This window comes from Pseudoduganella lurida, assembly GCF_007830455.1.
GTDB classification, from domain to species: domain Bacteria; phylum Pseudomonadota; class Gammaproteobacteria; order Burkholderiales; family Burkholderiaceae_D; genus Rugamonas; species Rugamonas lurida.
In genome coordinates this window covers 106,473-132,825 of sequence record NZ_VLLB01000005.1, presented here as the reverse complement: position 1 = coordinate 132,825, position 26,353 = coordinate 106,473, and the positions used below count along the sequence as shown (strand labels likewise).

The 26,353-nt window shown below is 65.4% G+C and carries 25 protein-coding genes and 1 tRNA gene; 8 read left to right on the top strand and 18 right to left on the bottom strand.

All coding sequences use genetic code 11. The features are described from left to right. Nucleotides 1-28: 28 nt before the first annotated feature. From IP91_RS15395 to IP91_RS15380, 4 genes are all read left to right on the top strand, one after another. Nucleotides 29-388 (top strand): YbaN family protein, encoded by a 360-nt coding sequence (locus IP91_RS15395; RefSeq protein ID WP_145649967.1) that lies wholly within the window; start codon nt 29-31, stop codon nt 386-388. A gap of 171 nt (nt 389-559) precedes the next feature. Beyond that, the gene (locus IP91_RS15390) at nt 560-1,051 is read left to right on the top strand and encodes a DUF3016 domain-containing protein (RefSeq protein ID WP_145649966.1); all 492 of its coding nucleotides are present in this window, start codon (nt 560-562) and stop codon (nt 1,049-1,051) included. A 564-nt stretch (nt 1,052-1,615) separates the two neighbouring features. Further along, entirely contained in the window at nt 1,616-2,089 is a 474-nt protein-coding gene (locus IP91_RS15385; RefSeq protein WP_229474482.1) for a lysozyme, read from the top strand. 10 nt (nt 2,090-2,099) lie between these two features. After that, nucleotides 2,100-2,579, top strand: coding sequence for a hypothetical protein (locus tag IP91_RS15380; protein WP_145649964.1), 480 nt, complete (start codon nt 2,100-2,102; stop codon nt 2,577-2,579). A gap of 108 nt (nt 2,580-2,687) precedes the next feature. On the opposite strand, the gene IP91_RS15375 is transcribed toward IP91_RS15380, so the two are convergent. Both IP91_RS15375 and IP91_RS15370 read right to left on the bottom strand, forming a co-directional pair. Then, the gene (locus IP91_RS15375) at nt 2,688-4,046 is read right to left on the bottom strand and encodes an ATP-binding protein (protein WP_145649963.1); all 1,359 of its coding nucleotides are present in this window, start codon (nt 4,044-4,046) and stop codon (nt 2,688-2,690) included. Continuing rightward, on the bottom strand, nt 4,043-4,759 hold the full coding sequence (locus IP91_RS15370; RefSeq protein ID WP_145649962.1) for a response regulator: 717 nt from the start codon (nt 4,757-4,759) through the stop codon (nt 4,043-4,045). Before IP91_RS15370 ends, IP91_RS15375 begins: the two co-directional genes overlap by 4 nt. Nucleotides 4,760-4,950: 191 nt before the next feature. Here IP91_RS15370 and IP91_RS15365 point away from each other — a divergent pair, with 191 nt between their 5' ends. Then, on the top strand, nt 4,951-5,973 hold the full coding sequence (locus IP91_RS15365; protein ID WP_158643153.1) for a DUF3089 domain-containing protein: 1,023 nt from the start codon (nt 4,951-4,953) through the stop codon (nt 5,971-5,973). A 696-nt stretch (nt 5,974-6,669) separates the two neighbouring features. Here IP91_RS15365 and IP91_RS15360 read toward each other — a convergent pair. From IP91_RS15360 to ybiB, 7 genes are all read right to left on the bottom strand, one after another. Beyond that, nucleotides 6,670-6,748, bottom strand: a tRNA-Ile gene (locus IP91_RS15360). A gap of 188 nt (nt 6,749-6,936) precedes the next feature. Next, complete coding sequence (rpoD, locus tag IP91_RS15355; RefSeq protein ID WP_145649960.1) at nt 6,937-9,219, bottom strand: RNA polymerase sigma factor RpoD; 2,283 nt, start codon at nt 9,217-9,219, stop codon at nt 6,937-6,939. A gap of 499 nt (nt 9,220-9,718) precedes the next feature. Continuing rightward, nucleotides 9,719-11,515, bottom strand: coding sequence for a DNA primase (gene dnaG, locus IP91_RS15350; protein WP_145649959.1), 1,797 nt, complete (start codon nt 11,513-11,515; stop codon nt 9,719-9,721). A 92-nt stretch (nt 11,516-11,607) separates the two neighbouring features. Next, a complete protein-coding gene (locus tag IP91_RS15345) occupies nt 11,608-12,057 on the bottom strand; it encodes a GatB/YqeY domain-containing protein (RefSeq protein ID WP_145649958.1) in 450 nt (149 codons plus the stop codon). A gap of 140 nt (nt 12,058-12,197) precedes the next feature. Further along, nucleotides 12,198-12,410 carry a 30S ribosomal protein S21 gene (gene rpsU, locus IP91_RS15340; RefSeq protein WP_005665410.1) on the bottom strand — a complete coding sequence of 71 codons (213 nt, stop codon included), beginning with the start codon at nt 12,408-12,410 and terminating at the stop codon, nt 12,198-12,200. Nucleotides 12,411-12,591: 181 nt separating this feature from the next. After that, nucleotides 12,592-13,800, bottom strand: a complete 1,209-nt coding sequence (locus IP91_RS15335) for a BaiN/RdsA family NAD(P)/FAD-dependent oxidoreductase (protein ID WP_145649957.1) — start codon at nt 13,798-13,800, stop codon at nt 12,592-12,594. 157 nt (nt 13,801-13,957) lie between these two features. Further along, nucleotides 13,958-14,935, bottom strand: a complete 978-nt coding sequence (gene ybiB, locus IP91_RS15330; RefSeq protein ID WP_145649956.1) for a DNA-binding protein YbiB — start codon at nt 14,933-14,935, stop codon at nt 13,958-13,960. A 120-nt stretch (nt 14,936-15,055) separates the two neighbouring features. Between ybiB and IP91_RS15325 the strand changes: the two genes are divergently transcribed. After that, nucleotides 15,056-16,114: a 3-deoxy-7-phosphoheptulonate synthase gene (locus tag IP91_RS15325; RefSeq protein WP_145649955.1), complete on the top strand. Its 1,059-nt coding sequence runs from the start codon at nt 15,056-15,058 to the stop codon at nt 16,112-16,114. 42 nt (nt 16,115-16,156) lie between these two features. Here IP91_RS15325 and IP91_RS15320 read toward each other — a convergent pair whose 3' ends face one another. Beyond that, nucleotides 16,157-16,567 (bottom strand): Rieske 2Fe-2S domain-containing protein, encoded by a 411-nt coding sequence (locus tag IP91_RS15320; protein ID WP_145649954.1) that lies wholly within the window; start codon nt 16,565-16,567, stop codon nt 16,157-16,159. A gap of 290 nt (nt 16,568-16,857) precedes the next feature. Between IP91_RS15320 and tsaD the strand changes: the two genes are divergently transcribed. Further along, on the top strand, nt 16,858-17,889 hold the full coding sequence (tsaD, locus tag IP91_RS15315) for a tRNA (adenosine(37)-N6)-threonylcarbamoyltransferase complex transferase subunit TsaD (RefSeq protein ID WP_145649953.1): 1,032 nt from the start codon (nt 16,858-16,860) through the stop codon (nt 17,887-17,889). 6 nt (nt 17,890-17,895) lie between these two features. Here tsaD and IP91_RS15310 read toward each other — a convergent pair whose 3' ends face one another. The 7 genes from IP91_RS15310 to ybaK form a co-directional block, all read right to left on the bottom strand. Then, nucleotides 17,896-18,078 (bottom strand): hypothetical protein, encoded by a 183-nt coding sequence (locus IP91_RS15310; protein ID WP_145649952.1) that lies wholly within the window; start codon nt 18,076-18,078, stop codon nt 17,896-17,898. Between the two features lie 103 nt (nt 18,079-18,181). Then, entirely contained in the window at nt 18,182-19,069 is an 888-nt protein-coding gene (locus IP91_RS15305; protein WP_145649951.1) for an ion transporter, read from the bottom strand. A gap of 40 nt (nt 19,070-19,109) precedes the next feature. Next, the gene (locus tag IP91_RS15300; protein WP_145649950.1) at nt 19,110-20,336 is read right to left on the bottom strand and encodes a metal-dependent hydrolase; all 1,227 of its coding nucleotides are present in this window, start codon (nt 20,334-20,336) and stop codon (nt 19,110-19,112) included. Nucleotides 20,337-20,355: 19 nt separating this feature from the next. Then, nucleotides 20,356-20,646: a DUF427 domain-containing protein gene (locus tag IP91_RS15295; protein WP_145649949.1), complete on the bottom strand. Its 291-nt coding sequence runs from the start codon at nt 20,644-20,646 to the stop codon at nt 20,356-20,358. A gap of 120 nt (nt 20,647-20,766) precedes the next feature. Beyond that, the gene (locus tag IP91_RS15290; RefSeq protein ID WP_145649948.1) at nt 20,767-21,429 is read right to left on the bottom strand and encodes a DsbA family oxidoreductase; all 663 of its coding nucleotides are present in this window, start codon (nt 21,427-21,429) and stop codon (nt 20,767-20,769) included. A 78-nt stretch (nt 21,430-21,507) separates the two neighbouring features. Further along, entirely contained in the window at nt 21,508-22,140 is a 633-nt protein-coding gene (plsY, locus tag IP91_RS15285; RefSeq protein ID WP_145649947.1) for a glycerol-3-phosphate 1-O-acyltransferase PlsY, read from the bottom strand. A gap of 122 nt (nt 22,141-22,262) precedes the next feature. Then, nucleotides 22,263-22,754 (bottom strand): Cys-tRNA(Pro) deacylase, encoded by a 492-nt coding sequence (gene ybaK, locus IP91_RS15280; protein ID WP_145649946.1) that lies wholly within the window; start codon nt 22,752-22,754, stop codon nt 22,263-22,265. Between the two features lie 35 nt (nt 22,755-22,789). Here ybaK and IP91_RS15275 point away from each other — a divergent pair, with 35 nt between their 5' ends. Next, the gene (locus tag IP91_RS15275; RefSeq protein ID WP_145649945.1) at nt 22,790-23,773 is read left to right on the top strand and encodes an endonuclease/exonuclease/phosphatase family protein; all 984 of its coding nucleotides are present in this window, start codon (nt 22,790-22,792) and stop codon (nt 23,771-23,773) included. A 4-nt stretch (nt 23,774-23,777) separates the two neighbouring features. On the opposite strand, the gene IP91_RS15270 is transcribed toward IP91_RS15275, so the two are convergent. Further along, nucleotides 23,778-26,297, bottom strand: coding sequence for a sensor domain-containing protein (locus IP91_RS15270; RefSeq protein WP_229474480.1), 2,520 nt, complete (start codon nt 26,295-26,297; stop codon nt 23,778-23,780). Nucleotides 26,298-26,353: the final 56 nt, after the last annotated feature.

The following is a 26,353-nucleotide window of genomic DNA, read 5'->3' as shown; positions in this document are numbered from 1 at the left end:
GATGGCAAGGCGATGGTACGATCGCCGGATGCGATTTCTCTACAACGTGGTCGGTGTGCTGGCCGTGGTGCTGGGCGTGCTCGGCATCTTCCTGCCGCTGCTGCCGACGACGCCTTTCCTGCTGCTGGCCTCCGCCTGCTTCGCCCGCGGGTCCGTGCGCATGCATAACTGGCTGCGCACCAATCCCGTGTTCGGCAAGTACCTGCGGGACTGGGAGGATGGGCGCGGCTTGCCGGTGCGCGGGAAGGTCGTCATCCTGCTGTTCATGTGGGGGTCGATGGGGTATTCGATGGTCAGAGTCGGTAGCCCTTCCCTGGCTGCGATGCTGGTGCTGATCGGGCTCGGCGTCACTGTCTACCTCGTGCGGTTCGTGCCGACGCGGCGCTGAAACCACTCTCCTCCCACTTTCATCCGGTTAGTTGCGTTTTTGTCTCCTGCACAGTTCTACGAAGCGTCCGCTGGGGCGGCGGGACGTGCCGTTTCCACGCGGGCTTGAAGCGTGACCGATTGGGCGTATATTCAAGAGCAACCGATAAGACTTCATATTGAGGGGACTGCCATGAACACGTTGTTACGCAAAACCGGGGCGGCGCTTGCTCTGCTCGTCGCGGGCGCTTCAGCGTCTGCTGCGGTGACTGTTACGTACGTCAATACGGAAAAGATGACCGATGTGCCCCGCTTCGTGAGCGACCGGGAATCGATGGAGTGGATTTTCAAGGAGCACTTGGAGAAGCTGGGCAAGGATCTGCCGGCCGGACAGGATCTGAAGGTCGAGTTTCTCGATATTGACCTGGCGGGAGATGTTTTTCCCCGCGTACCGATCCAGGATGTGCGGATCATGAAGGGCCGGGCCGACTGGCCGCGCATGACGTTGCGTTATAGCCTGGAGCAGGATGGGCAGGTGCTGAGGAGCGGCGAGGAAAAGCTGGCCAATCCGAATTACCAGATGGGGATCAATATGTACAAGACCGATCTGTATGGGTACGAGCGGCAGATGCTGGAGGACTGGTTCAGGAAGGATGTATTGCAGGATGGCGGGCGCAAGAAATAAACACCCGCGCGGGCGGTTTTACCATGCGGCCCGCGCGATGATGCTCATCGAATATCCGATCAAACCCGAGATGGCGGAGCCGTCCGCCAAAAGCATTAGGTAGCCGGTCCAGCCGGTATTCGCCAGCAATTTTCTCTGCCCATGTGAAAATCTGGCTTCCTGTAACATCGTTGGAGCACGAGAGATGCTCTCTTCGCGTTACTATTTGCAGTTGAATAAACGCCCACAGATTGAGCACTGATGGTGCGGTATAACTCCATGAAGGCGAGTGCGGTGGGGTTCGACTTTCGGATTTCATCCTGCTCCCGTACCTCTATCGATTGGCGTTCTTTCTTCTGCAGGACGCCCATCTGCAAGCCAGGCCAGCCAATTCTCCGTTCACAAGTCATACGCCAGGGTTCGCTTGATCGCAACAACTGACCGTGGCTCCGGTGCTAGATTGGTTCTCCCCAACATTGAGGAGATGAGCATGACTGGCAAAGGTCATTCCACGACACGCCCCCCCCCGCTCTTCCGAGTAAAGAGGTCGCAAGCATGCGCATGAGTCCAACAGCGAGAGCCAGAATGCGCGCTCGCGAGCAGGACGTCTACCGCTATTACAACGACATGGGGAAGAACAAAGGACACTGTACTTGGGGCGCCGGGATACTTGCGCATAGAGGCGTGTGCAGTATCGAAGAGTTGGGCAGAACGGTCAGTGCTACACAAGTGGCGATGGAATTCGAAAGACGGGTAGCTGAGGCTGAAAGGGGCGTTCGCGATAACGTTTCGACGCCGCTAAACCAGGCGCAATTCGATGCCCTTTGCAGCCTGACTTACAACACTGGCGTCTCGGGAGCAAGTGACACGTTCCGGTACGTGAACCGCGGCGATTTCGCGGGCGCTGCCGACAACATTTCAAGGCTCATAAAAGTGTCGGTAGTCGTCCGCGGCAAAAAAAAGAAAGTTGTTGCGCCCGGACTGATTGCACGTCGCAAAGAAGAAAGCGCGCCTTTTCGTGCCGAAGCCAAGCAGCCTTTCGAAGCCACCAGTGAATAGGAGCCAACCAATGTTCCTTCGCTTCCCCAGGCTGCAGCCGGCAGCCCGCAGAGTCAGCTTCATCGGGACCGCTACAATCATTGCCGCGCTTTTTGCACTTCCTGTGCAAGCCGCAGACGAAAGCAAAGACGTGCTCGGTAAGTGGCGCCTGACCGTTCCGCTGGACTCATCGGAGATTACCGCGCTCGACGAAAATGAGGTGCAGCTTCTCGTCGGCAAGGTTTTCACGATCAGCAGAAGCGGAGTGCAATTTGGCAAAGACGTCTGTCTACCGCCCTCCCTCGCAGCAATGAGCGTCGAGCCTCGTCTTTATTTGAGAGAGCAAGCCCATGCCAGCAACGACGATATCCATTTGCCGAATCCCGTTACTGTGGTCCAGCTTGGCTGCACGATCGCATTTGTCCGCGGCCCGGACCGGTTGGTAATCCACTGGAAAGGGTGGTTCTTCGATGCGGTCAGGGTGGGTGCTCGCAGTACCCGTCGCCGCTAGCGCCAGGGATGAATGTGGTTCCGCCGCGCGCTCTTGGTTCTGTTTGAACGAGACCGGCATTGGGCGACTCCGTGGTGGAGATCACGCCGCACATGATTCAGGCCTTGATCAGCGCAGCGGGCGATGTGGCTCCGTGGTGGTCGATGCTGTTCCCGGGACCTGGACGGCGTTAGCGATGGCCGCCGGCAGCACCAGGGTAGCCCGGAATCCATCCGGGAGATTTTCCAGCAGCAGCCTCCCGCAATGCAGTTGCGCCACGCGCTCGGCGATGGCCAGCCCGAGCCCGGTCCCCCCGCTACCGCCGGCCTGGCCGCGGGCCGGATCGCCGCGCACGAACGGCTCGGCGAGCGTGGACAACAGCACGGCGGGCACACCGCCGCCATGATCCCGCACCGCCAGGTACAGCTCCGTTGCCGTGGCCTGCGCGGACAGCTGCACCGGCTCGTTGCCATATGTGAGCGCGTTCTCCAGCAGGTTGCCCATCGCCCGGCGCAGCGCCTCCGGACGGCAGCGCAGCAGCACGGACGGCTGCAGGGGCAGCACGCGGATGTCCCGCTCCGGATCCGCCGCCAGCTCCTCGAGCAACGCGTTCGGGTCGGCCAGCGCGATGGCCTCCGCCTGGAAGCCGCGCGCGAACGCCATGAACTGGGACAGGATGCGATCGATCGCGTCCACCTGGCGCTGCGCGCTGTCGCGCAGGGCTTCGTCCTCGTGCCGCATAATGGCCAGCGCCAGCTTCAGTTTCGCGAGCGGCGTGCGCACGTCATGCGAAATCCCCGCCAGCACGATGGCGCGGTCGGCATCGGCCTGCGCCAGCCGCCGCGTCATGCCGTTGAAGCTGCGCGACAGCTGCGCCACTTCGCGCGGCCCATCCTCGTCCAGCGGCGGCAGGGGTGCGCCGAGCCGATAGCTGTCCGTCGCCCGGTTCAGCGCATGCAGGGGCCGCAGTACCCGGCGGTACACCAGCCACGACGCCGCCAGCGCCAGCAGAATGGCCGCCACGGTGCTGCCCAGCAGTGCCCCCGTGGCGCGCGGCGGCTCGGTGCGGATGCTGATCCAGTAGCGCTCTTCTCCCAGCGGTACGCGCACCCACAGGCGCCGCGCATGGTCGATGCGCCAGTCCGGAGCCCCCCGCTCGGCCAGCGTGCGCGCCAGCGCGCGCATGAACAACCGCTCGACGGGCCGGGGACGGGGCCCCAGGTCGTCCGGCGGTGCCGCGCCGTTCCAGATGCGCAGTACCGATCCTGCGGACAGGCGGCGCACCAGCATCCCCTGCTCCGCCGGCGGCACGCGCGCCACCGTGTCGGCCAGCACCGCCACGCTCTGCGCCGTGACCTGCGCCACCTGCAGCAGCGCGGGCCGCAGCGCCAGCAGGTAGAACAGCACCAGGCTGCAGGCCTGCGCCACCACGACGATCAACGTCGTCGACAGCAGCGTCTGGCCCAGCAGGCTGCGTGGCCACGTCATGGCGCTTCGTCCGCCTTGGCGAACACATAGCCGTGTCCCCACACCGTGCGGATCCAGCGGGGCCGCGCCGGATCGTCTTCCAGCAGGCGGCGCAGGCGCACCACCTGCACGTCGATCGCCCGCTCGGTGATCCCGGCGTCGCGCCCCATCGCCAGGTCGATCAGCTGGGCGCGCGACAGCGGCCGGCCGGCCTGCTGCGCCAGCGCCGCCAGCAGCCGGAATTCGCGCGTGGAGATGTCCAGCTGCCGGCCCTCGCGCGTGAGGCTCAATGCATCGAGGTCCAGCACGAACTGGCCGAAGCGCAGCTGCCGGCCACCCTGCCGCACATAGCCCGCCTTGAGGTTGCGGCGCTGCAGCGCGGCCACCCGCGCCAGCAGCTCGCGCGGCAGGAAGGGCTTGGCCAGGTAATCGTCCGCGCCCATCTCCAGCCCCAGTACGCGCTCGACCGGATCGCCCTTCGCCGTCAGCATGATGATGGGCGTCTGCTCGCCCGCCGCGCGCAGGCGCCGGCAGATCGCCAGGCCGTCCTCGCCGGGCAGCATCACGTCGAGGATCAGCACATCGGCCGGCTGCCGCGCCAGCGCGCGCTCCAGCGCCGTGCCGTCCGCCAGCGCACGCACGGCATAGCCGTTCTCGCCGAGATAGCGCTGCAGCAGCGCGCGCATCTCGGCATCGTCGTCGATCACGACAAGGTGGCCGGCGGGAGTGGTCATGGTCCTCTGTTCAATGGCTGGGATGCGTGCATGCTACCGCAAGCTTCACAACCGGTTTGCGGCAAACCCATGACAAACCGTTACACGGCGTTCCGATGGCAGCGTTTGGTAACAATCGGGCAGGGATTCCACATCGTTGCGTAACAGGTGGGCGGCACACTGGCGGCGTTACTAATCAACCGAGAACCGATATGACCAAACGGATGATCGCCACCCTGCTGCTGCTTTGCTGTGCGCTGCACGCCCGCGCCGATGTCCCTGCCGCGCCGGACTATGCCCAGCCGTCCGCCTGGCTGTGCCGCCCCGGCCAGGACGCCGCGTGCACCACGGGCCTGGATGCGACGGCCTTGTCCGCGGACGGCCGGCGCACGCCGCTGCCGTTCGTGCCGGCGCCGGATGCTTCGATCGACTGCTTCTACATTTATCCGACCGCGTCGCGCGACCAGGGCACCTATGCCGCGCCCGTCGCCGCGCCGGAGATCGTGACCACCGTGCGTGCGCAGGCCGGCCGCCTTGCCTCGCGCTGCCGACTCTACGTACCGCTGTACCGGCAGCTGACGCTGACCGGCCTTGGCACGCGCATGGGGGACCGCGCCGGCATCGACTGGAGCGTGCCGTATGGGGACGTACTGGCCGCATGGCGCTGGTACATGGCGCACGACAACCACGGCCGCGGCGTGGTCCTGCTCGGCCATAGCCAGGGCACGATGCTGCTGCGCCAGCTGATCGAGCATGAAATCGATGGCCGGCCCGCGCAACGGCAGCTCGTGTCCGCGTTCCTCGCCGGCTCGCCGCGGGGCGAAGCGTTTTCGCACATCGGGCCGTGCCGCTCGGCCACCGACACGGGGTGCGTGTATGTGTGGGGCAGCTATGGCGCGGGAAATGCCGCGCGGTTGCGGCTGTTCGGGCGGCGGGCCAGCGGGGGCGGGGAAACCGTGTGCGTGAATCCCGCCGCGCCTTCCGGCGGAGCCGGCATGCTCAAGCCCTATTTGCCGGCGCCGTCGGGGACGGGCTGGATCGCACCTCAGCGCATGTACAGCGCCGAATGCGTCGCGGACCGGCAGGGGAATGTACTGCGGGTTGCCGGACCGGCGGCGGCGCTACGCGAAGCCCAGCCGGGATGGGGGCTGCATCGGCTGGATATGAGTCTGGTACTGGGGAATATTCTGGATGTACTGGAGAGTCAGGCGGCGAGCTGGCGTGGGGGGTCTTAGGGATGCGGTCGCGCACTTCACAAAAATGTTTGTCGTCCCGGTAGGTCATAACTCGGCTGCCAATGCCCATGTCACCGGTTCACGACCGATGTGTTCGCCGCGAGGACCGAGTTTGAGCCAGTATGGCGCGATGTCTCCGGGCAGTAACACCACCTGCGGTGCATCGTCATCGTCGTCCTGCGCCGGGCCAAAACCGGGAGGGCGATAGCGACCGTGTATCAACAAGCTATTCAAGTTCTTCCAGAGTGCTCATGCTTCATTATCCTTGGTTGGATGATGTTGGGCCGCAGAATGGACGGCGACTCCAGTCACTATAAATACGACGCCCTCGGCACTGGCTGGGGTGGAAAGTCCGCCGCTGAAATACAGAATGCCTATAGACCCTGCAATGAGAACAACCCCACCCACCATATTGGCCCCTGTTTTCAGATAACCGCTCAGCGGCAGGCCTTCTGATGCGGGGAATAAGGGGCGTTGCGCGCGATCGCGACCGGATCGTCATCCATTTAAACCTGGCTTCTGATGCGGCCAGCTTAGGCGCTGACGATGCTCGGCGCGCGCAGTATTGCGCTGGGTATCGTACGATCGGATTTGTCAGAAATTTGCATCGGCCGGGCCTGGCAATCACGACCAGGTGGAATGCTGAAAGATTTGGAGTGCAACTCAGCCAATCTATTGATCATGACGATGCGTAATTGGTAGGCCTCCCGTGAGTCGAACACGGCACCAACGGATTATGAGTCCGCTGCTCTAACCAAGCATGAGCTAGAGGCCCAGAGTACTGCCAGAACATCCGGCGAGCGCCGAATGCGTACAACGTATTACTGAGACAAGACACACTATCCTGCCGTATTTTCGTTAGCAAAACATCCGCCAACGAACACGGCAGAATAGGGTCTGGACCGCCTGCCGTCAAGGCCTACTTGCTGGCCTGTCAGGAGCACGGCAGCCCTGTCGAAGCCCTCAATTCCCTTCGAGGAAACTCTTCAGCTTGTCCGACCGCGAAGGATGCCGCAGCTTGCGCAGCGCCTTTGCTTCGATCTGCCGGATCCGCTCGCGGGTGACGTCGAACTGCTTGCCGACCTCTTCCAGCGTGTGGTCGGTCGACATCTCGATGCCGAAGCGCATGCGCAGCACCTTCGCCTCGCGCGGCGTCAGGGAATCGAGCACATCCTTCACCACGCCGCGCATCGAGGCATGCAGTGCCGCATCCGAAGGTGCCAGCGTGTTGTTGTCCTCGATGAAGTCGCCCAGATGGGAGTCGTCGTCGTCGCCGATCGGCGTTTCCATCGAGATCGGTTCCTTGGCGATCTTCATGATCTTCCGGATTTTGTCTTCCGGCATTTCCATCTTGATCGCGAGCGTGGCCGGATCGGGCTCGGCGCCGGTTTCCTGCAGGATCTGGCGGCTGATCCGGTTCATCTTGTTGATCGTCTCGATCATGTGCACGGGAATCCGGATCGTGCGCGCCTGGTCGGCGATGGAACGCGTGATCGCCTGGCGGATCCACCACGTGGCGTACGTGGAGAACTTGTAGCCGCGGCGGTATTCGAACTTGTCCACGGCCTTCATCAGGCCGATATTGCCTTCCTGGATCAGATCGAGGAACTGCAGGCCGCGGTTGGTGTATTTCTTGGCGATCGAGATCACCAGGCGCAGGTTGGCCTCCGTCATTTCGCGCTTCGCCTTGCGCGCCTTCATTTCACCGGCCGCCATCTGGCGGTTGATGTTGCGCAGGTCCGGCAGCGGCAGCACGACGCGGGCCTGCAGGTCGATCAGGCGTTGCTGCAGTTCCTTGATCGTCGGGATGTTGCGGCCCAGGATCGCGCTGTACGCGTGGCCGGCAGCCACTTCGCCGTCCACCCATTCCAGGTTCGTTTCATTGCCCGGGAAGACCTTGATGAAGTGGGCGCGCGGCATGCCGCATTTGTTCACGGCCACGTCCAGGATCTGCTTCTCGATGTGGCGCACTTCGTCCACCTGGCCGCGCAGCGTGTCGCACAGCTTTTCCACGACTTTCGCCGTGAAGCGGATGTTCAGCAGCTCGTTCGAGATCGCTTCCTGCGCGCGCACGTAGGATTTCGAGTTGTAGCCTTCCTTCTCGAAGGCCTTGCGCATCTTGTCGAACTGGTTGGCGATCTCGTCGAACTTGCCCAGCGCATTGTTCTTCAGCGCTTCGAGCTGTTCGGCCGAGTAGCCGGCGGCGGCGCCGGACGCGTTGGCTTCCTCGCCTTCCTCTTCCGCCTCTTCTTCCTCTTCCTCTTCCTCGTCGTCATCTTCGGACGGGGCGGGCGGCGGCGGCGGGGCCGGCGCTTCCTCGATCTCGTCGACCAGGCCGTCGACGATCTCGTCGATCTTGATCTCGTCGTGGCGGATGCGGTCGGAGGTGGCGATGATCTCGGCGATCGTCACCGGGCAGGCGGAGATCGCCTGGATCATGTCCTTCAGGCCGTCCTCGATGCGTTTCGCGATCTCGATCTCGCCTTCGCGGGTGAGCAGCTCCACGGACCCCATTTCGCGCATGTACATGCGCACGGGGTCGGTGGTGCGGCCGAAATCGGAGTCGACGGTGGACAGCGCGGCCTCGGCGGCGGCTTCCGCTTCGTCGTCGCTGGTGACGGTGGCAACGTTGTCCGACAGCAGCAGCGTCTCGGCATCGGGCGCGTGTTCGTAGACGGCGATGCCCATGTCGTTGAACGTGCCGATGATGCCTTCGATCGCTTCCGGATCGACGATGTTGTCAGGCAGATGGTCGTTGATCTCGGCGTACGTGAGGAAACCGCGCTCCTTGCCGAACTTGATCAGCGTTTTCAGCTTCTGGCGGCGGCGTTCCAGCTCTTCTTCCGTCGCTTCCGTGTCCGACGAGAATGCATCCTTCAGCAGCGCCTTTTCCTTGGCCTTGCGGTCCTTCGCCTTCGCCTTGTCGACGGCCTTCAGTTCGGCGCGCTCGACGGCGTTCAGGGCGGCAACCTCTTCGTTCTCCGGCTGGAATTCCTTTGGCTTGCGGCCGCGCCGGCCCGGCACCTTCACGCTCGGCAGCACGTAGCCGGACGTGTCGATGGCGGCCAGGGTGGCGGCATCCGTGGTCTGACTGACCGCCGGCGGCGCGGCAGCGGCGCGCGCGGCATCGCCCGCGTCCACAATGGCTTCCGCGCTGGTCTCTGCCTTGTCGGCCGTCTTCGCGGCGCGGGCGGTCACTTTGCTGGGCTTTGCAGCCGCTTGGGTTTCAGGTTTCTTTGCTGGCACAGGCGCTTTCGATGTCACAACGACTTGCTTTACGGTTTGAGGATGATGCCGTAAGGGCCGATGCTCGGGCCCCTCCCATCCGGCACTGCTATCACTTGCTGCACGTACTGCCGCTCACAGCGGCGACCAGTCATCCGCTGACCGGGTTTGCCAGATTTTTTATAGGCAAACGACCATGGTTAGCAGAAATTCTACTGTATGACAGCGCTATGGGGCTAGGGGCATGAACCGTGTGGGACGCAGGCTGTTGCGCCTGGCGGGCGACAAGAAACTCGCGCCGTCTTACACAAGTTCGAACCCTGCCGCCGAGACGCTGTCAAAGCGCCGGCCATTGAGCCCAACTTACTGAAAACAAACACAAATCCTGAACTGAAAAACCTTGCCAAGGTATTGAAATACTTAGCGTTTTATTATAGCACGCCACTTTTACAATACCAGAAGTACTGCCCCGGCTTCGTACTTCCGGGGATAATGCAGATGGTGCCGGGGACGGCGATATTCAACGATTCGCCAATTCCGACTGCTCCTCGCGCAATAACATCTCCTGCTTTGCCGTTATCTCGCGATAGCGCACGCCCAATTCCTCCGACGACAATCCGGCCGCGAACAGCTGGTTCAGTTCGGCTTTCAGGATATCGAGCTTCAGCTGGCGCACGGTGGCCGTCAGCCACATCTGTTCCGTGCCCAGATCCGGTTCCGGCGCGGCGGCGATTTCGCCGATGATCGCGTCGTATTCCTCGCCCTGTTCCTTCAGTTGCTGGGCCAGCGCGGCAAAAGAGCTGTGCTCGCCCAGACCCTGCGCCAGCTGCACCAGGTGCACCAGGTGCTCGCATTGCTCGGGGCCGAACTGGCGGAAGGCGGCCAGTGCGGCCTCGTCCAGCTGCAGCGCCAGCGACGGGTGCGTGACGACGGCGCGGATGATCTTCAGCTCCAGCCCCACCGGCTCCTGCCGCTTGGTTTTCGGCGGCGCCTTGCGGGCGGTGGCCACCGGCTTGCTGAGTTCGAACAGCGCCTCGATCTCGCCGGGCGTGCTCTGCGTCATCGAGGCCAGGCCGCGGACGATCTGCAGCCGCAGTCCGGACGGCGTCATCGCCTGCAGCAGCGGCTTTGCGTCGAACTGCACGCGGGCGCGGCCTTCCGGCTCGTCCAGGTCGTGCTCGCCAGCCACCTCGCGCAGCAGGAACTGGGACAGCGGCATCGCTTCGTGCACCTGCTGTTCGAACGCGGGGGCGCCGAATTCGCGGATGTAGCTGTCCGGATCGTGTTCCTGCGGCAGGAACAGGAATTTCAGCGTTTTGTCGTCCGCCACGTGGGGCAGGCAGGCCTCCAGCGCGCGGCGGGCAGCGCGGCGGCCGGCCTTGTCGCCGTCGAAGCTGAAGATCACATTGTCCGTCTGGCGCAACAGTTTCTGGACGTGGATCGTCGTGCAGGCCGTGCCGAGGGTGGCCACGGCCTGCGGGAAACCCATCTGGGCCAGCGCGACGACATCCATATAGCCTTCCGTCACCAGCACATAGCCTGCGTCGCGGATCGCCTGGCGCGCCTCGAACAGGCCATACAGTTCAGAACCCTTTGAAAATAAAGGCGTTTCCGGGGAATTCAAGTACTTTGGCTCGCCCTGCTCCATGATCCGGCCGCCGAAGGCGATGACGTGGCCCTTGGTGTTGCGGATCGGGAACATGACGCGCTCGCGGAAGCGGTCGTAGCGCTTGATGAAGCGGCCTTCCTCGTCCACCTTGTCGATGACGAGGCCGGCTTCGAGCAGCACCGGGGCGTCGTACTGGGGGAACACGGCCTTCAGGTTGTCCCAGCCTTCTGGCGCGTAGCCGAGGGCGAAGCGGGCAGCGATCTCGCCCGTCAGGCCACGGCCTTTCAGGTAACCGATGGCGTTCGGCGCCTTGCGCAGCTGCGCCTTGTAAAAGTCGGCGGCGGTGCTCATCGCGTCCGACAGCGCCATGCTCTGCGCCTGCATCTGGGCCCGCTGGGCGGGCGGGATCTTGTCATCCGCCTCCGGCACGATCATGCCCACGTTCTGGGCCAGGTCCTTCACGGCGTCGACGAACCCCATGCCGGAGTATTCGATCAGGAAGCCGATCGCCGTGCCGTGCGCGCCGCAGCCGAAGCAGTGATAGAACTGTTTCGTCGGGCTGACGGTGAAGCTGGGGGATTTTTCGTTGTGGAACGGGCACAGGCCCTGGAAGTTGGCGCCGCCCTTCTTCAGCTGCACGTAGCGGCCGACGACGTCCACGATGTCGACGCGGTTCAGCAGGTCGGAAATAAAAGACTGTGGAATCATCTGTTTGGGATCGCTGCTTTATGCCAGGTCAGGCTATACCGCTGCGCTTGCTGGACACTTGATCCAGCTCAACACGCAGCGGTGGCATCGGCTTAGGCGCCGGCCAGGGCTTTCTTGACCAGGCCGGAAACCACGCCCATGTCGGCACGGCCAGCCAGCTGCGGCTTCAGGATGGCGATGACCTTGCCCATGTCCTGCGGACCGGCAGCGCCGGACTCGGCCACGGCGGCCTTCACCGCGGCGGCGATCTCTTCATCGGACAGGCCGGCCGGCATGTAGGCCGCCAGCACCGCCAGTTCGGCCTTTTCGATGTCGGCCAGGTCGGCACGGCCGCCCGCTTCGAACTGCGTGATGGAATCCTTGCGCTGCTTGATCATCTTTTCGACGACGGCCAGCACCTGCGTGTCGTTCAGCTCGATCTGCTCGTCCACTTCCTTGCGCTTGATGTCGGCGAGGATCAGGCGGATGGTGTTCAGCTTGCCGGCTTCCTTGGCACGCATCGCGGCTTTCATGTCGTCGGTAATCTGGGCTTTCAGGCTCATGGCGGCACCTTCCAATAGGATCGTGAATCGTGGGTCGTAAAAACGGAAAACCCGCTGCGGACTAGCCGGAGCGGGTGGGCGCGAACACGGGCGGACCGGAGGCGAGAGGCGCCATCGGCGGGTCCGCCCACGCGGCGGAATTAGTACAGTTTCTTCGGCAGTTGCTGGCTGCGGATGCGCTTGTAGTGGCGCTTCACGGCGGCGGCCAGCTTGCGCTTGCGCTCTGCCGTTGGCTTCTCGTAGAACTCGCGTGCGCGCAGTTCGGTCAGCAGACCGGTTTTTTCGATGGTGCGCTTGAAGCGGCGCATGGCGACTTCGAACGGCTCGTTTTCTTTAAGGCGAATAGTGGTCATGTAAAAATTCAAACCGTTAGAGGGTTTTTAGGAAGACAGCGATATTAGCAGCATTTGTCCAGACAGACAATAGGCTTTATGCGGGCTTCACGCCGAAACCTGTCGACCCGCTAACTAACAACAAAGTGCGTAGCTACATCAGAAACCGCAGCGCCTCGGCGCCTTGGGGACCAGAATCATATCAGATTGCCAGCCCTGCCGCCATCCCGGACGACCAGGCCCACTGGAAGTTGTAGCCGCCCAGCCACCCCGTCACGTCCACGCTCTCCCCGATGAAGTACAGGCCGGGCACCTTGTTGGCCATCATCGTCTGCTGGGACAGCTCCTTCGTGTCGACGCCGCCGCGGGTCACTTCGGCCTTGCGGTAGCCCTCTGACCCATTGGGCGTGACGGTCCACGCATTGATGGCCTGGCCGAGGCGGCGCAGCTGGGCATCCGGCATGTCGGCCAGGCGGGCATCGGGCTGGAAGCCGTGGGCCCCCAGCAGGCCATCCACCAACCGGGACGGCAGCCACTGGGACAGCACGTTGTCCAGCTGCTTCTTGATCGTGCCCTTGCCTTCGATGAGGGTGGCGGCAACATCCATCTCCGGCAGCAGGTTGATCGTGATCGGCGTGCCCGGCTGCCAGAAGCTGGAGATCTGCAGGATCGCCGGGCCGGACAGGCCGCGGTGCGTGAACAGCAGGTCTTCGCGGAAGCGGGCGCCGGTGGGCTTTTTACCTTTGAGGCTGCCCGTTTCGACATCGACTTCCAGCGAGATGCCGGCCAGCGGCACGAAGGGCTGCCACTGCGCCTCGTCGAAGGTGAGCGGCACGAGGGCGGGACGGGGCTCGACGATCGCCAGGCCGAACTGCCTGGCGATGCGGTAGCCGAAGTCGGTCGCGCCGATCTTCGGGATCGACAGGCCACCGGTGGCGATCACCACCGCCTGCGTCGGGATGGGGCCGGTGCTGGTGTGGACGATGAAGTGGTCGGCCTCCTGCGTCACCTCCTCCACCTTGACGGGCATGTGCCACTGCACCTGGCCGGCATCGCACTCGGCCTTCAGCATGGCGATGATCTGCTCGGCGGAGTCGTCGCAGAACAGCTGGCCCTTGTGCTTCTCGTGGTGGGCGATGCGGTACTTCTTCACCAGCGCCACGAAATCCTGGGCCGTGTAGCGGGACAGCGCGCTGCGGGCAAAGTGCGGATTCTCGGACAGGAAATTGGCCGGCGTCGTATTCACATTGGTGAAATTGCAGCGCCCGCCGCCCGAGATGCGGATCTTCTCCGCCAGCTTGCCGGCATGGTCGACCAGCACGACCTGCCTGCCCCGCTGCCCGGCCGCCGCCGCACACATCATCCCGGCCGCACCCGCGCCGATCACCACCACATCCACCAGCTCCGCCATATCCATCCTTCGCATCAAACCGGGCATTCTACGCGAGGCATTACTGTTCAGCCCGTGTCAACTTCGGGGTCAGACCCCAACTTGGACACGAGCTCTGCCTTATCGCATGGATGAGGCCGTGTCCTTGTCGGGGTCTGACCCCAAGGTGGACACGGGGTCAGCTGTAGTGGCGGGTGCGCAGCGCGCGGGAGACGGCGAGGCAGTGGGCGACCTGCTGGGCGATCGGGTCGGGGACCAGTGTTTCGCCCCGCAGCACGGCGCCGATCCAGGCGGCGGTGGCGGCCGCGCTCCTGTCGTCCGGGAGGACGGGCTGGGCTTCGGCGATCATCTGGCGTTCGACGAGCACGGTGCGTTCGCCGTCGTGGAACCAGTCGATCTTCTGCGCCTTGGTAGCGTTGGCGATCGTCTCGCCTTCGGTGCCGCGCATCAGGAACGCGTCGCCCCTGGCCTGCGGGGCGGCGGTGAGGAAGTATTCGCCCAGCGTTTCCAGGTATTCCGGATGCGTGTACGACACCAGCCGCAGCGCCGGCCCGGCGAACGGCTGCATGATCTTCACCAGCGTGTGCGTGGAGTTGCGCACGCCCAGCACGCGGCGCAGCGACAGCAGGTGGGCCAGCTTCGGCGCCAGCGTGTCGATGGTGATGAAGCTGACGTTGCCATCGGCCAGCGCGCGCTCGGCGTCATCGGCGGAGGCGGCCGGCGCGATGCCCAGCGCGGCCAGCACCTCGGCGGTGGCGACGCGGCCCACGTCGCTGGACACGCCATGCACCAGCACCGGCACGCCCTCGCGCGCCAGCAGCAGGGCCAGCAGCGCCGTCAGGTTGGCCATCTTGCGCGCGCCGTTGTAGGTGGGGATGAGCACCGGCGCGAACTCGCCGGCCGGGGCCCGCAGCGGCGCGAACGACGCTTCGGCGGCATCGAGGAAGCCCGCCAGCTCGTCGACGGATTCGCCCTTGATGCGCATCGCCAGCAGGATGCCGCCCAGTTCCAAGTCGGAGACGCGGCCGTCCAGCATCGCCTGGTAGAGGTTGAACGCATCGGCACGGCTCATGCTCCGTGCGCCCTTGACGCCCCGGCCGATCTCCTTGATGAACGCGGCAGCCGGGAATGGAATCGTGGTGTTTTCAGTACTCATGGAAACAGCTTACCGCATTTGCGCTACACTATTTGGCTAGCCGGGACAAAAACCGAACAAAACCCAGCAGCAGTACCGTCATCCGCACCAGCACAACCCGCCACCAGACCCAAGCCAGCCATGACCGCCCCCGATCTCGAAAACATCAACGTCACCTCGTTCGCCTCGATGCCCACGCCGGCCGAGCTGCACGACAAACTGCCGCTGACGGCCAAGGCCTCCGCCACCGTCACCCAGGGCCGCGAGGACCTGCGCAACATCCTCGACCGCAAGGACAAGCGCCTGTTCGTCGTCGTGGGCCCCTGCTCGATCCACGACCCGGTGGCCGGCCTGGACTACGCGCGCCGCCTGAAGGCCCTGCAGGAGGAAGTGAAGGACACGATGCTGCTGGTGATGCGCGTGTACTTCGAAAAGCCGCGCACCACGACGGGCTGGAAAGGCTACATCAACGACCCGTTCATGGACGACTCGTTCCGCGTCGACATCGGCATGGAAAAGGCGCGCCAGTTCCTGCTGGACGTGTGCGAACTGGGCCTGCCGACGGCGACTGAGGCGCTGGACCCGATCTCGCCGCAGTACCTGGGCGACCTGATCGCCTGGACCGCGATCGGCGCACGCACCACCGAATCGCAGACGCACCGCGAGATGTCCTCCGGCCTGTCGACCCCGGTCGGCTTCAAGAACGGCACGGATGGCGACATCAGCATCGCCATCAACGCCATCCTGTCGGCTGCCAACCCGCATGCCTTCCTGGGCATCAATGGCGCCGGCAATGTGTCCGTCGTACGCACCCGCGGCAACCAGTACGGCCACGTGGTGCTGCGCGGCGGCGATGGCCGTCCCAACTACGATTCCGTCTCCGTGACGATCGCCGAACAGTCGCTGGCGAAAGCCAAGCTGCCGGCCAATATCGTGGTCGACTGCTCGCACGCCAACAGCTACAAGAAACCGGAACTGCAGCCGCTGGTCATGACCGATGTGATCAACCAGATCGTGCATGGCAACGGGTCGCTGGTCGGGGTGATGGTCGAATCGAACATCGTCGCTGGCAACCAGAAGATCCCGGCGGACCTGTCGCAGCTGCAGTACGGCTGCTCGGTCACCGATGCCTGCATCGACTGGGAGACGACCGTGACGATGCTGAAGGCGGCCGATGCGGAGCTGCGGCGCCGGCCTTGAGGCGGCGGCTGCATGCGTGTCCCGGGGCCTGGCCCCAGGACATCAAACAAACGCCTGCACCAGCGGCGCCACGCCATACGTGCCCGCCAGCGCCGCCTCGGCCCGGCTGGCCGGCGCATTCAGCTCCAGCACATCCAGGTAGATCCTGCCCTCCTCCAGCTTGACGCTGTAGCGCCGCGTGCAGCCCTGCTCCGGCGCGCCCTGGCAGCCGGTGGCGGGATCGATCGTTTCCGCATGCAGCGGACACTGCATCGGCCCGGCGTACAGCGCGGCGGCCGACAGCGTGCCGCCCGAACGCGGGCAGCTGTCCAGCAGCGCGAAGACGCGGTCGTCCACCGTGCGGACCAGGGCCACGCCGGGCAGCTCCTGCCAGGCCAGGCCGCGCGGGACGTGGCGCGTGCCGCCGGGCGGGATGTCCTTCAGCTTGCAAATCAGTTTCCATTGTTCGGGCATTGCTTCTCCTTCGGCGGCGCCTGCCGCTGGAAGGTATTAGCAAGACGGATGCCATGCCCGCAGCGGGAAACGGACACCGCCACGCGGACCGCCGCACTGCCACGGTGCGGCCACGCCCCGCGACAGGGCCGCAGGTGACGCCAGTGAAGCCGGCATGGCCGCAATCCGCTGCTGCGGCCAGTCCCGATCCGGCAGCGCAGAATCCAGGGCCATCGGGCCATGGTGACCGGATGAAGCCGCCCCCGCTTTCCATTACAATGGCGGATTGCCCTTTTCTTTCCCCTCCTGCGATGATCGTTCTTGGCGTTGAATCCTCCTGCGACGAAACCGGCCTGGCCCTGTACGACACGGACCGCGGCCTGCTGTCGCACGCCCTCCACTCGCAGGTGGCCATGCACGAGGAATATGGCGGCGTGGTGCCGGAGCTGGCGTCGCGCGACCATATCCGCCGCGCCATCCCCCTTCTCCAGCAGGCGCTGCAGGATGCCGGCATCGCCGCCAGGGATGTGGATGCGATCGCCTACACGCAGGGCCCCGGCCTGGCCGGCGCGCTGCTGGTGGGCTCGTCGATCGCGTGCAGCCTCGGCCTGGCGCTGGACAAGCCGGTGCTGGGCGTGCACCACCTGGAAGGCCACCTGCTGTCACCGCTGCTGGCGTCGGACCCGCCCGAGTTTCCGTTCGTGGCGCTGCTCGTCTCCGGCGGCCACACGCAGCTGATGCGCGTCGATGGCGTGGGCCAGTACGAACTGCTGGGCGAGACGGTGGACGATGCGGCCGGCGAGGCGTTCGACAAGTCCGCCAAGCTGCTGGGCCTCGGCTATCCGGGCGGACCGGCCATCTCGCGGCTGGCCGAATTCGGCGACCCCGCGGCCTATAAACTGCCGCGGCCGATGCTGCACTCGAAGGACCTGAACTTCAGCTTCTCCGGCCTGAAGACGGCCGTGCTGACGGTGGTGAAGAAGCAGGATGCCGCCAACGTCTGCGAGCAGAGCAAGGCCGATATCGCCCGCGGTTTCGTGGACGCGATCGTGGATGTGCTGGTGGCGAAGTGCGTCGCGGCCCTGAAGCAGACGGGCCTGAAGCGGCTGGTGATCGCCGGCGGCGTGGGCGCGAACAGCCAGCTGCGCGCCGCGCTGAATGCGGCGGCCGCGAAGAAGCGCTTCCGCGTCTACTATCCCGAGCTGGAGTTCTGCACCGATAACGGCGCGATGATCGCGTTTGCCGGTGCCCAGCGCCTGCAGATCAACCCGCAGGCGGCCCGGCGCGAGTATGCGTTCAACGTGCGGCCGCGCTGGCCCCTCGATGAACTGCGCGTGATTTAAGCTTCTTCAGCTACCCAGCAGCATCGCTGCCAGCCCGACCAGGGCCAGCAGGCCGCCGGCCGCCACCGCGCCGGTGCGCACATGCTTCTTCTGCAGGTCGACCCCGCGTGCCGCCATGCGCTCGCTGCGGCATGGCTTGCCCGTGCGCGGATCGATCGCGGGCTGGTTGGTGGGAACGGACTCGTTCATGGCTTGCTCCTGGCGGAAATGTCTAGTCAAGCCAATGTACCAGCAATTCGCGTGCCATGGCCACGAATTTGCAACGCCCGTGAACGTTCTTGCAACGGCCGGGTCAGCCCTGCGCCGGCGGCAGCGCCTCGCCGCAGGCCTTGCAGAAGCGCGCGTCGGCGTCGTGTCCCGTCAGCAGGCAGCGCGTGCAGCTGCGGCCCAGCACCGTGCGCAGGCCCCGCTGCGCGGCGATCTCCGAACTGATGATGCCGGTGGGGACGGCCAGGATGCCCCAGCCCAGCAGCATCATGAACGAGGCGATGAACCGGCCGATGTCCGTCTTCGGCACCAGGTCGCCGAAGCCCACCGTCGTCATCGTCGAGATGGCCCAGTAGACAGCCGTGGGAATGCTCGTGTAGCCGTGCGCCGGCCCCTCCACCACGTACATCACCGTGCCCAGGATGAACACCACCAGGAACACGACGGACAGGAAGACCAGGATCTTGCGGCGGCTGGCCATCAGCGCCTCGTTGAGCATGCTGTATTCCTGGATGTACAGCGTGAGCTTCAGGATGCGGAAGATGCGCAGCAGGCGCAGGATCCGCACGTCCAGCAGCACGTGCGCGCCGGGCAGGAACAGCGAGATATAGCTGGGCAGGATGGACAGCAGGTCGATCACGCCGAAGAAGCTGCGCGCATAGCGCACCGGCCGGCGCACGCACAGCAGCCGCGCCACGTACTCGATCGTAAACAGGATCGTGAAGAACCACTCGGCGGCCACCAGCCAGGTGCCGTGCTCGCGCGCGATCGGCGCGATGGATGTGAGCACCGCGGCCAGCACGGACAGCAGGATCGCGCCGATCAGCCCCAGGTCGAACAGCTGGCCCTTGCGGGTCTCCGATTCGAAGATGATCTCGTACAGGCTGGCGCGCCAGCCGCCATCGGGCTTGCCGTAGTACTGGTGCGGATCGGTGGAGCGGACGGGCGGTGCGGGCTGGGGACGGTCGTTCATGGCGCCGGTGGCGTGGGGTGATCGCGACGATGCGGGGCGCTCATTGTAGTGCGGGGCCCAGCAGGTCGGCGCGCGGGTAGCCCCAGTGCGGCACGTCGGCGCACGGCGTGCGCGCGCTGTCGGCGATGTCCAGCGTGGCGAAATTGCCCCGCGGGGTGGCCGAGAAGCGCACGTCGGTGGCGCTGTCGCCGTCCACGGCCGGCATGCGGGCGAAGCGCAGCCACGCGTTCACATGGCAGTCGCGCCCGGCCAGCGTGCGCAGCATGGCCAGATCGCCGGTCCACGGTGCGGCCAGCGCGATGCCCGGTGCAGCAGCTTCCGTCGCGGCCGGATCGGTGAGGCCCGCCGGACAGGAGGCCAGCGCTCCCGGCGCCAGGTTGAGCATGCCCCGGCGCAGGCGGTAACTGCCGGCCTGTTCGTTCTCCTCGATCGACACGAAGGACCAGCACAGCGGCTGGGCGGGGAACGCCGTCATCGCCACGTCCAGCACGCGCGAAGCGGGATCGATGCCGTGCAATGTGGCTTCCACCTGGCTGCGTGCGGCCGACGAAGCGCCGCCCTGCACGGCGATGAAGCCCACGCTCAGCAGCGCCGCCAGTGCCGGGGCCCGGCGGCTCTGCCGGCGCGTGATGCGCAGCGCGGCCAGCACGCCGCCCAGCACCAGCAGGACCGCCAGCGACGGCCAGCCCAAATAGCCGCGCCACGTGGCGCCGGCCAGGAACAGCGTCAGCGCGCCGAGCGCGAGACCGCGCAGGATGCGGTTCGGGATGGCCAGCGCCAGCGGCACGCCGAACGCCACCCAGAACACGGGTTCGACGATGAACACCAGGTCGCCGTAGAACCAGCGCGGATCGAACGGATACAGCGGGTGGATGCCGTAGGAATTGAGCAGGTCCATCGACATGTGCAGCAGGAAGCCGAGGACGATGGCCAGCCCCAGCCCGAGCCGCGCGTGAGGGCTGGTGCGCAGCAGCTGGCGCGCGTTCGGCCAGAACACCCACAGCATCGCCAGCAGCAGCAAGGCCTGTGGAATCGCGTACAGCAGCGTGTGCGTGTGGCCGCGGTGGTGCAGCAGGTAGCCCAGCGGTGCCGGCAGCAGGTGCGTGAGGAACAGGTCCAGGTCGGGGAAGTTGCTGGCCGCCGCGCAGGCCGTCAGCAGCAGGCGGTGGCGGGTGCGCTGGCGCGGCGCGTCCGCCTCGGCCGGCAGCGAGCGCTGCACCAGTTCGCCGACGCCCAGGCCGACGAAGGTGTGGGTAAGGTTGTCCACTCAGTCGAACGGACGCCGCCTAGCGGCAGACCTCGACGCCGTGCCAGAACGCGATGCGGCCGGTGATGGCCTTGGCCGCGTCCTTCGGCGTGGGGTAGTACCAGGCCGCGTTCCGGTTGCGCTGGCCATCGACTTCCACGTCGTAGTAGCTGGCCACGCCCTTCCACGGGCACATGGTCGTGTGCGTGCTGTCGCGCAGCAGTTCGCGCTTCACGCTCTGCGGCGGGAAGTAGACATTGTTCTCGACGATTTCCACTTCCGCGTCGCTCGCTTCGGCGATGACGGTTCCGTTCCAGATGGCGGTCGGCATGGCGGTTCTCCTGTGTGCGCTGCAAGGCCGCCGAAGGACGGCCGTCGATGGCGGCAGTGTAGCGCAATCGCTAGCAGGTGGTAAGCTCGACTGGAGAGGGAGGAAGGGAATGCGGCCCGGTCAGCCTTCGGCCATGATCTGCCGGAGCGCCTGCTCGAACACCTCGGGCGGCTGGCCGCCGGAGATCAGGTGCTTCTGGTTGACGACCACGGCCGGTACCGAGCGCACGCCCGCATCCTGCCAGAACGCTTCCAGCTCGCGCACCTCGTCGGCATATTCGTTCGACGCCAGCACTTCCGCCGCGGCGGCGCGGTCCAGGCCCACCTTCTCGGCGGCGCGCAGCAGCACCTCGTGCGAGCTCGGGTCTTCGCCGTTGGTGAAGTAGGCTTCCAGCAGCGCGTGCTTCAGAGCGCGCTGCTGGCCCACTTCTTCTTCATCGACTTCCGCGGCCCAGTGCAGCAGGCGGTGCGCATCGAAGGTGTTGTAGATGCGGCCGCGCTTGTCCATCGCGAACTGGAACCCGACGATCTCGCCGCGCTGGCGGATCATCTCGCGCGACTGCTCCTGCTGCGCCGGCGTGCTGCCGTATTTTTCGGCGATGTGCTCGCCGATGTCCTGGCCGCCCTTGCCCATGTTCGGGTTCAGCTCGAAGGGCTGGACGTGGAATTCGACGGCGAGATCGGGACCGATCCTGGCGATGGCCTTCTCCAGCGAGTTCAGGCCGATGGCGCACCAGGGACAGGAAACGTCGGATACGAAGTCGATGCGGAGGGGTGTGGACATGGCGGCCTTTCAGTGCGGTGGCCGCCGGCGGCGGCCCATCGTCAGATGATATGGGCCGGCCGCCGATTTGCAAGACGGTTACTTCTTTTTCGCGGCCGCGGCGGCCGCCTTGCTCTTGCTGCCGATGCGGCTCTCCTTGCCCGCCATGAGGTTGCCGATGTTCGATGCGTGGCGCCACACCAGCAGCCCGCTCATCACCACGACGGCGAACAGCTGCGGCTCGACGCCGAACAGCAGCCCATAGTAGAACGGTGCGAACACGGCGGCCAGCAGCGCGGCCAGCGAGGAATAGCGGAACGCATACGCGATGACGAGCCAGGTGGCCAGCGTGGCCAGGCCCAGCCAGACATCCAGCGCCAGCAGCACGCCCAGCGCCGTCGCCACGCCCTTGCCGCCCTGGAAGCGGAAGAACACGGGCCACAGGTGGCCCAGGAACACGGCCAGCGCCACCAGCGCGATGGTGCCGTCGCCGATCCCCAGGCGGGCGGCGAAGTGGATCGTCAGCCAGACCGCCAGCCAGCCCTTGAAGGCATCGCCGACCAGCGTCCAGATGGCGGCGCCCTTGTTCCCGCTGCGCAGCACATTGGTGGCGCCCGGATTGCCGGAACCGTAGGTGCGCGGGTCGGACAGGCCATAGACCTTGCTCACGACGACGGCAAAGGAGATCGAACCGATCAGGTAGGCGGCAAGCGCCAGCAGTACTGTAATCATTCCCCGTGAATCCTATGTGCTTTGTTGATTCTTTTTGCTGCTTCTTTTTGCTGCTTCTTTTGGTTGCTTCTTTTCGTTGCTTCAAAAATGGGGTCTGTCCCCATTTTTTGCTGGCGTAGCGGTCAATCCGCCAGCGCGCAGTTGACGGCCTTCGCCCCCAGCACCTGCCCCAGCACCGCCGGCGCGATGCCAATCAGGAAGCCGCGCCGTCCGCCATTGATATAAATCGTTTCTAGCGCGAGGATCGATTCCTCCACGTACACCGGCATGTCCTTCTTCGTGCCGAACGGCGACGTGCCGCCCACCAGGTAGCCGGAATGGCGCTGCGCCACCTCCGGCTTGCACGGTTCGACGGACTTGCAGCCGATATTGCGCGCCAGGTTCTTGGTGGAGACCTTGCAATCTCCGTGCATCAGCACAATCAATGGTTTGGCGGCTTCGTCCTGCATCACCAGCGTCTTGACCACGTGGTGCTCGTCGACCCCCAGTTCGCGGGCCGAGACGGACGTGCCGCCATGTTCCTCGTACCCGTACGGATGCTCGCTGAAGGGCACCTTGTGCTTCTTGAGCAGCGCCGTCGCGGGGGTTTCTGAAATATGCTCTTTCCTGGCCATGCGTGTTACGATCGAGTGAAAAGGAGTTTCTCATTATGCAGGAAGAAATTCGCTTTGCCACCTTCAATGTCTGCAACCTCGCCCCGCCCGGCGCGAAATTGTACGACAACCTCGAGCCCCTCACCCCGGCGGGCTACGAAGCGAAGGTGGAGTGGATTGCGCAGCAGCTCGACCAGCTCGATGCCGACGTGATCGGCTTCCAGGAAATCTTCTCCCAGGCGGCACTGCGCGACGTGTTGAGCCGCACCCGTCATTACCGCGATGCCGTGCACGCCGGCTTCGATCCCGATCCCCATGCCACCCGCATGACGCCGAACGTGGCGCTCGTCTCGCGCCTGCCGCTGGCCAGCCCGCCCAATGTCTACGTGAATTATCCGGCGGACGTGCCGTGCGATACCGGCAGCCCGGACTCGGACCGCTTCGCGCGCGCGCCGCTGCACGTGCAGGTCCTGCTGCCCAACGAGCAGGCGGTGGACGTGATCGTGGTGCACCTGAAATCGCGCCGCCCCGACTACCGCAGCGGCGACAGCGGCGAGGATCCCCTGCACTACGCGATGGCCAGCCTGCGCTCGCTCGTGTGGCGCGGCACGGAGGCGGTGGCGCTGCGCGTGCTGCTGTCGAAGATGATGCGCGAATCGCGTCGTCCCTGCGTGGTGCTGGGCGACTTCAACGACACGGCCGATGCGGTGACGACCACGATCGTGCTCGGCAGCGGCGGCACGCGCAGCGTGGCGACGTCCGCCGATCCGCACCTGGCCGCCGCCGAGGAGCGCCGCGGCCGCCTGTACGACAGCCGCCAGATCCAGCTGCGCCAGGATGCGCCGACCGCCTTCACCAGCGTCCACGAAGGCCACCAGTCCACCATCGACCACGTGCTCGTCTCCGAGGAATTCAACCGCAATTCGCCGCGCGCGATCGGCGAAGTCGTCGATGTCAGCTACTTCAACGAGCACCTGCAGCTGGCGCCGCCCGAGGCGTCCGACCACGGCCAGGTACTGGTGCGCATGCGGCTGTTCTAGGCGTTCAATGTAATACCCCGTCCATGCCGATGGCCTTCACGGCCGCCGCGGCATGGTGGCCCTGGTACTGGTCGCAGCCCTGCCCGCGCAGGAATTCCAGCTGCTCGGCCGTTTCCACGCCTTCCGCGATCACCGTCATCTCCAGGCTGCGCGCCATCGCGATGATGGTGCGGATGATGGTCGTGTCCACGCCGTTGCGCATGAAGGCCTGGGCGATCTTCAGCTTGTCGATCGGGTAGTCCTTCAGTTGGCCCAGGCGCGACCAGCCGGTGCCGAAGTCGTCCAGCGACAGCCGCACGCCCAGCGCGCGCAGGCCCTGCAGCGTGTCGGCCGTGCCCGTGCCGCCCTTCATGATGATCGCCTCCGTCAGTTCCAGCTCCAGGTAGCGCGCTTCCAGGCCGGACACCTCCAGCGCCGCGCGCACATTGTCGACCAGGTCGTGCTGCACGAACTGCGCGGGCGACAGGTTGACGGCCACCAGCACCGGGTGACCTTCGTCATGCCATGCGCGCGCATGGCGGCAGGCTTCGCGCAGCACCCAGTCGCCGATCGGCACCATCAGGCCGGCATCCTCGGCCACCGGGATGAAGCGTTCCGGCAGCAGCACGCCCAGCTCCGGATGGCGCCAGCGGATCAGCGCCTCGGCGCCCACCAGCGCGCCGCTGGCGATGTCCAGCTCCGGCTCGAAGGCCAGCTCGAACTGGCCTTCCGCCAGCGCGCGGCGCAGGCCGTTCTCGACCGTGGCGCGCTCGATGATGCGCTCGTTCATGGCGGCGCTGAAGAACTGGAAGTTGTTCCGGCCGCTCTGCTTGGCGTGGTACATGGCAATGTCGGCGTTCTTCACCAGCGTGTCGATGTCGTCGCCATCGCTCGGGTAGATGGAGACGCCGATCGAAGTCGATACGTTCAGTTCATGGGTGCCGATGTGGTAAGGCTGGCAGATCGCCGCGCGCACCGTGGCCGCCACGTGGGCCGCATGGTCGATGTCGCCGATGTCGGCCAGGATGATGACGAATTCGTCGCCGCCCTGGCGGCTCACGGTGTCCACCTTGCGCACGCACTTGAGCAGCCGCGCCGCCACTTCCTTGAGCAGCTGGTCGCCCACCTGGTGGCCCAGCGTGTCGTTGATGTGCTTGAAGCGGTCCAGGTCGAGGAACAGGATGGCCAGCATGCTGCCCTTGCGGCTGGCCGTGGACAGCGCCAGCGACAGCCGGTCCAGCAGCAGCACGCGGTTCGGCAGGTCCGTCAGGAAGTCGTGTTCGGCCAGGTGGCGGGTGTGCTCCTCCGAACGCTTGCGTTCCGTGATGTCCGACACGATCGCCATGTAGTTGCTGATATGGTCGGCGCTGTCGCGGATCGCGGTGAGCGCCAGCCAGGCGGGAAACAGCTCGCCGCTCTTGCGGCGCGACCAGATCTCGCCCTGCCAGTGGTCGGTGGCATCGAGCTGGTTCCACACCTCGCGGAAGAAGCTGTCGTCCTCCACGCCGGAGCGGTAGACGGACAGCGGCTTGCCCAGCATCTCGTCGCTGCCGAAGCCGGTGATCTCGGAATAGGCGCGGTTGATGGCGATGATGTGGCGCTCGCGGTCGGTGAGCAGGATCGCATCGCGGCTGTTCTCGAACACCTGGGCGGCCAGGTACAGCGTGCGTTCGGCGTTCTTGCGTGCCGAGATGTCGCGCACCAGCACGTAGAACAGGAACTCGTGGTCCAGCGTGACGGAGGTGATCAGCACCTCGGCCCAGAACAGGTTGCCGCGGCAGTCCAGGTAGCGCCAGTCGTAGCGGCAGTTGCCCTGCGCGTGCGCCTGCGTCTGGTAATCGAGTGCGGCCGCTTCGGACAGCATGCCGCCCGGCTGCTGCAGGGGCGAGAAGTCGGCCAACCGGCGGCCCACGAAGGTTTCCTGGTGCGGGCACCTGAACAGCGCCAGCGCGGCCGGATTGGCTTCCTCGATCAGGCCTTCGCGCACCAGCAGGATGGCGTCGCCGGACTTCAGGAACATCTGGCGGAAGTTGCTGCCGGCCGCCACCAGCGCCTGCTCTTCCTGCTTGCGGGCCGTGATGTCGACCTCCATGCAGACCACCTGCGCCAGCGCGCCATCGTGGAACACGGGCACCAGCGTGGACTGCAGCCACAGGTCGCGGCCGCCGGCATGGACCGGCCAGTCGCCGCAGGGGGCGTTGCGGCCGCTGTGCCAGGCGGCCTCGATGAGCGCGTCGTAGTCCGGCTGGCGGGCGCCGCGCTCGAACAGTTCGTTCAAGGGGCGGCCCACCACGTCGGCCGCGTCCCGGCCGCACAGCGCGGCGCAGGCTTCATTGCAGAAGCGGACGACGCCCTGCCGGTCGATGCTGCAGATGGCCACCAGCGGCGTGCGCTCCAGCGCAGCGACGAGGCGTGCAACCACGTCCAGCGCCAGGCTGGACAGGTCCGTGGCGGCTGGCCCGTCGGCGGCGGCGGAGGTGAGATGGTGCTGGCCCATCGTGCCATTCTTCCCGCCCCGCCCCGGCGCGCGCTTGCGCTGTCTCAAGCCGCCCCGCCAGCCGATGCTCGGGGCGACGCTTCATTTCCAAAAAACAACGCCGC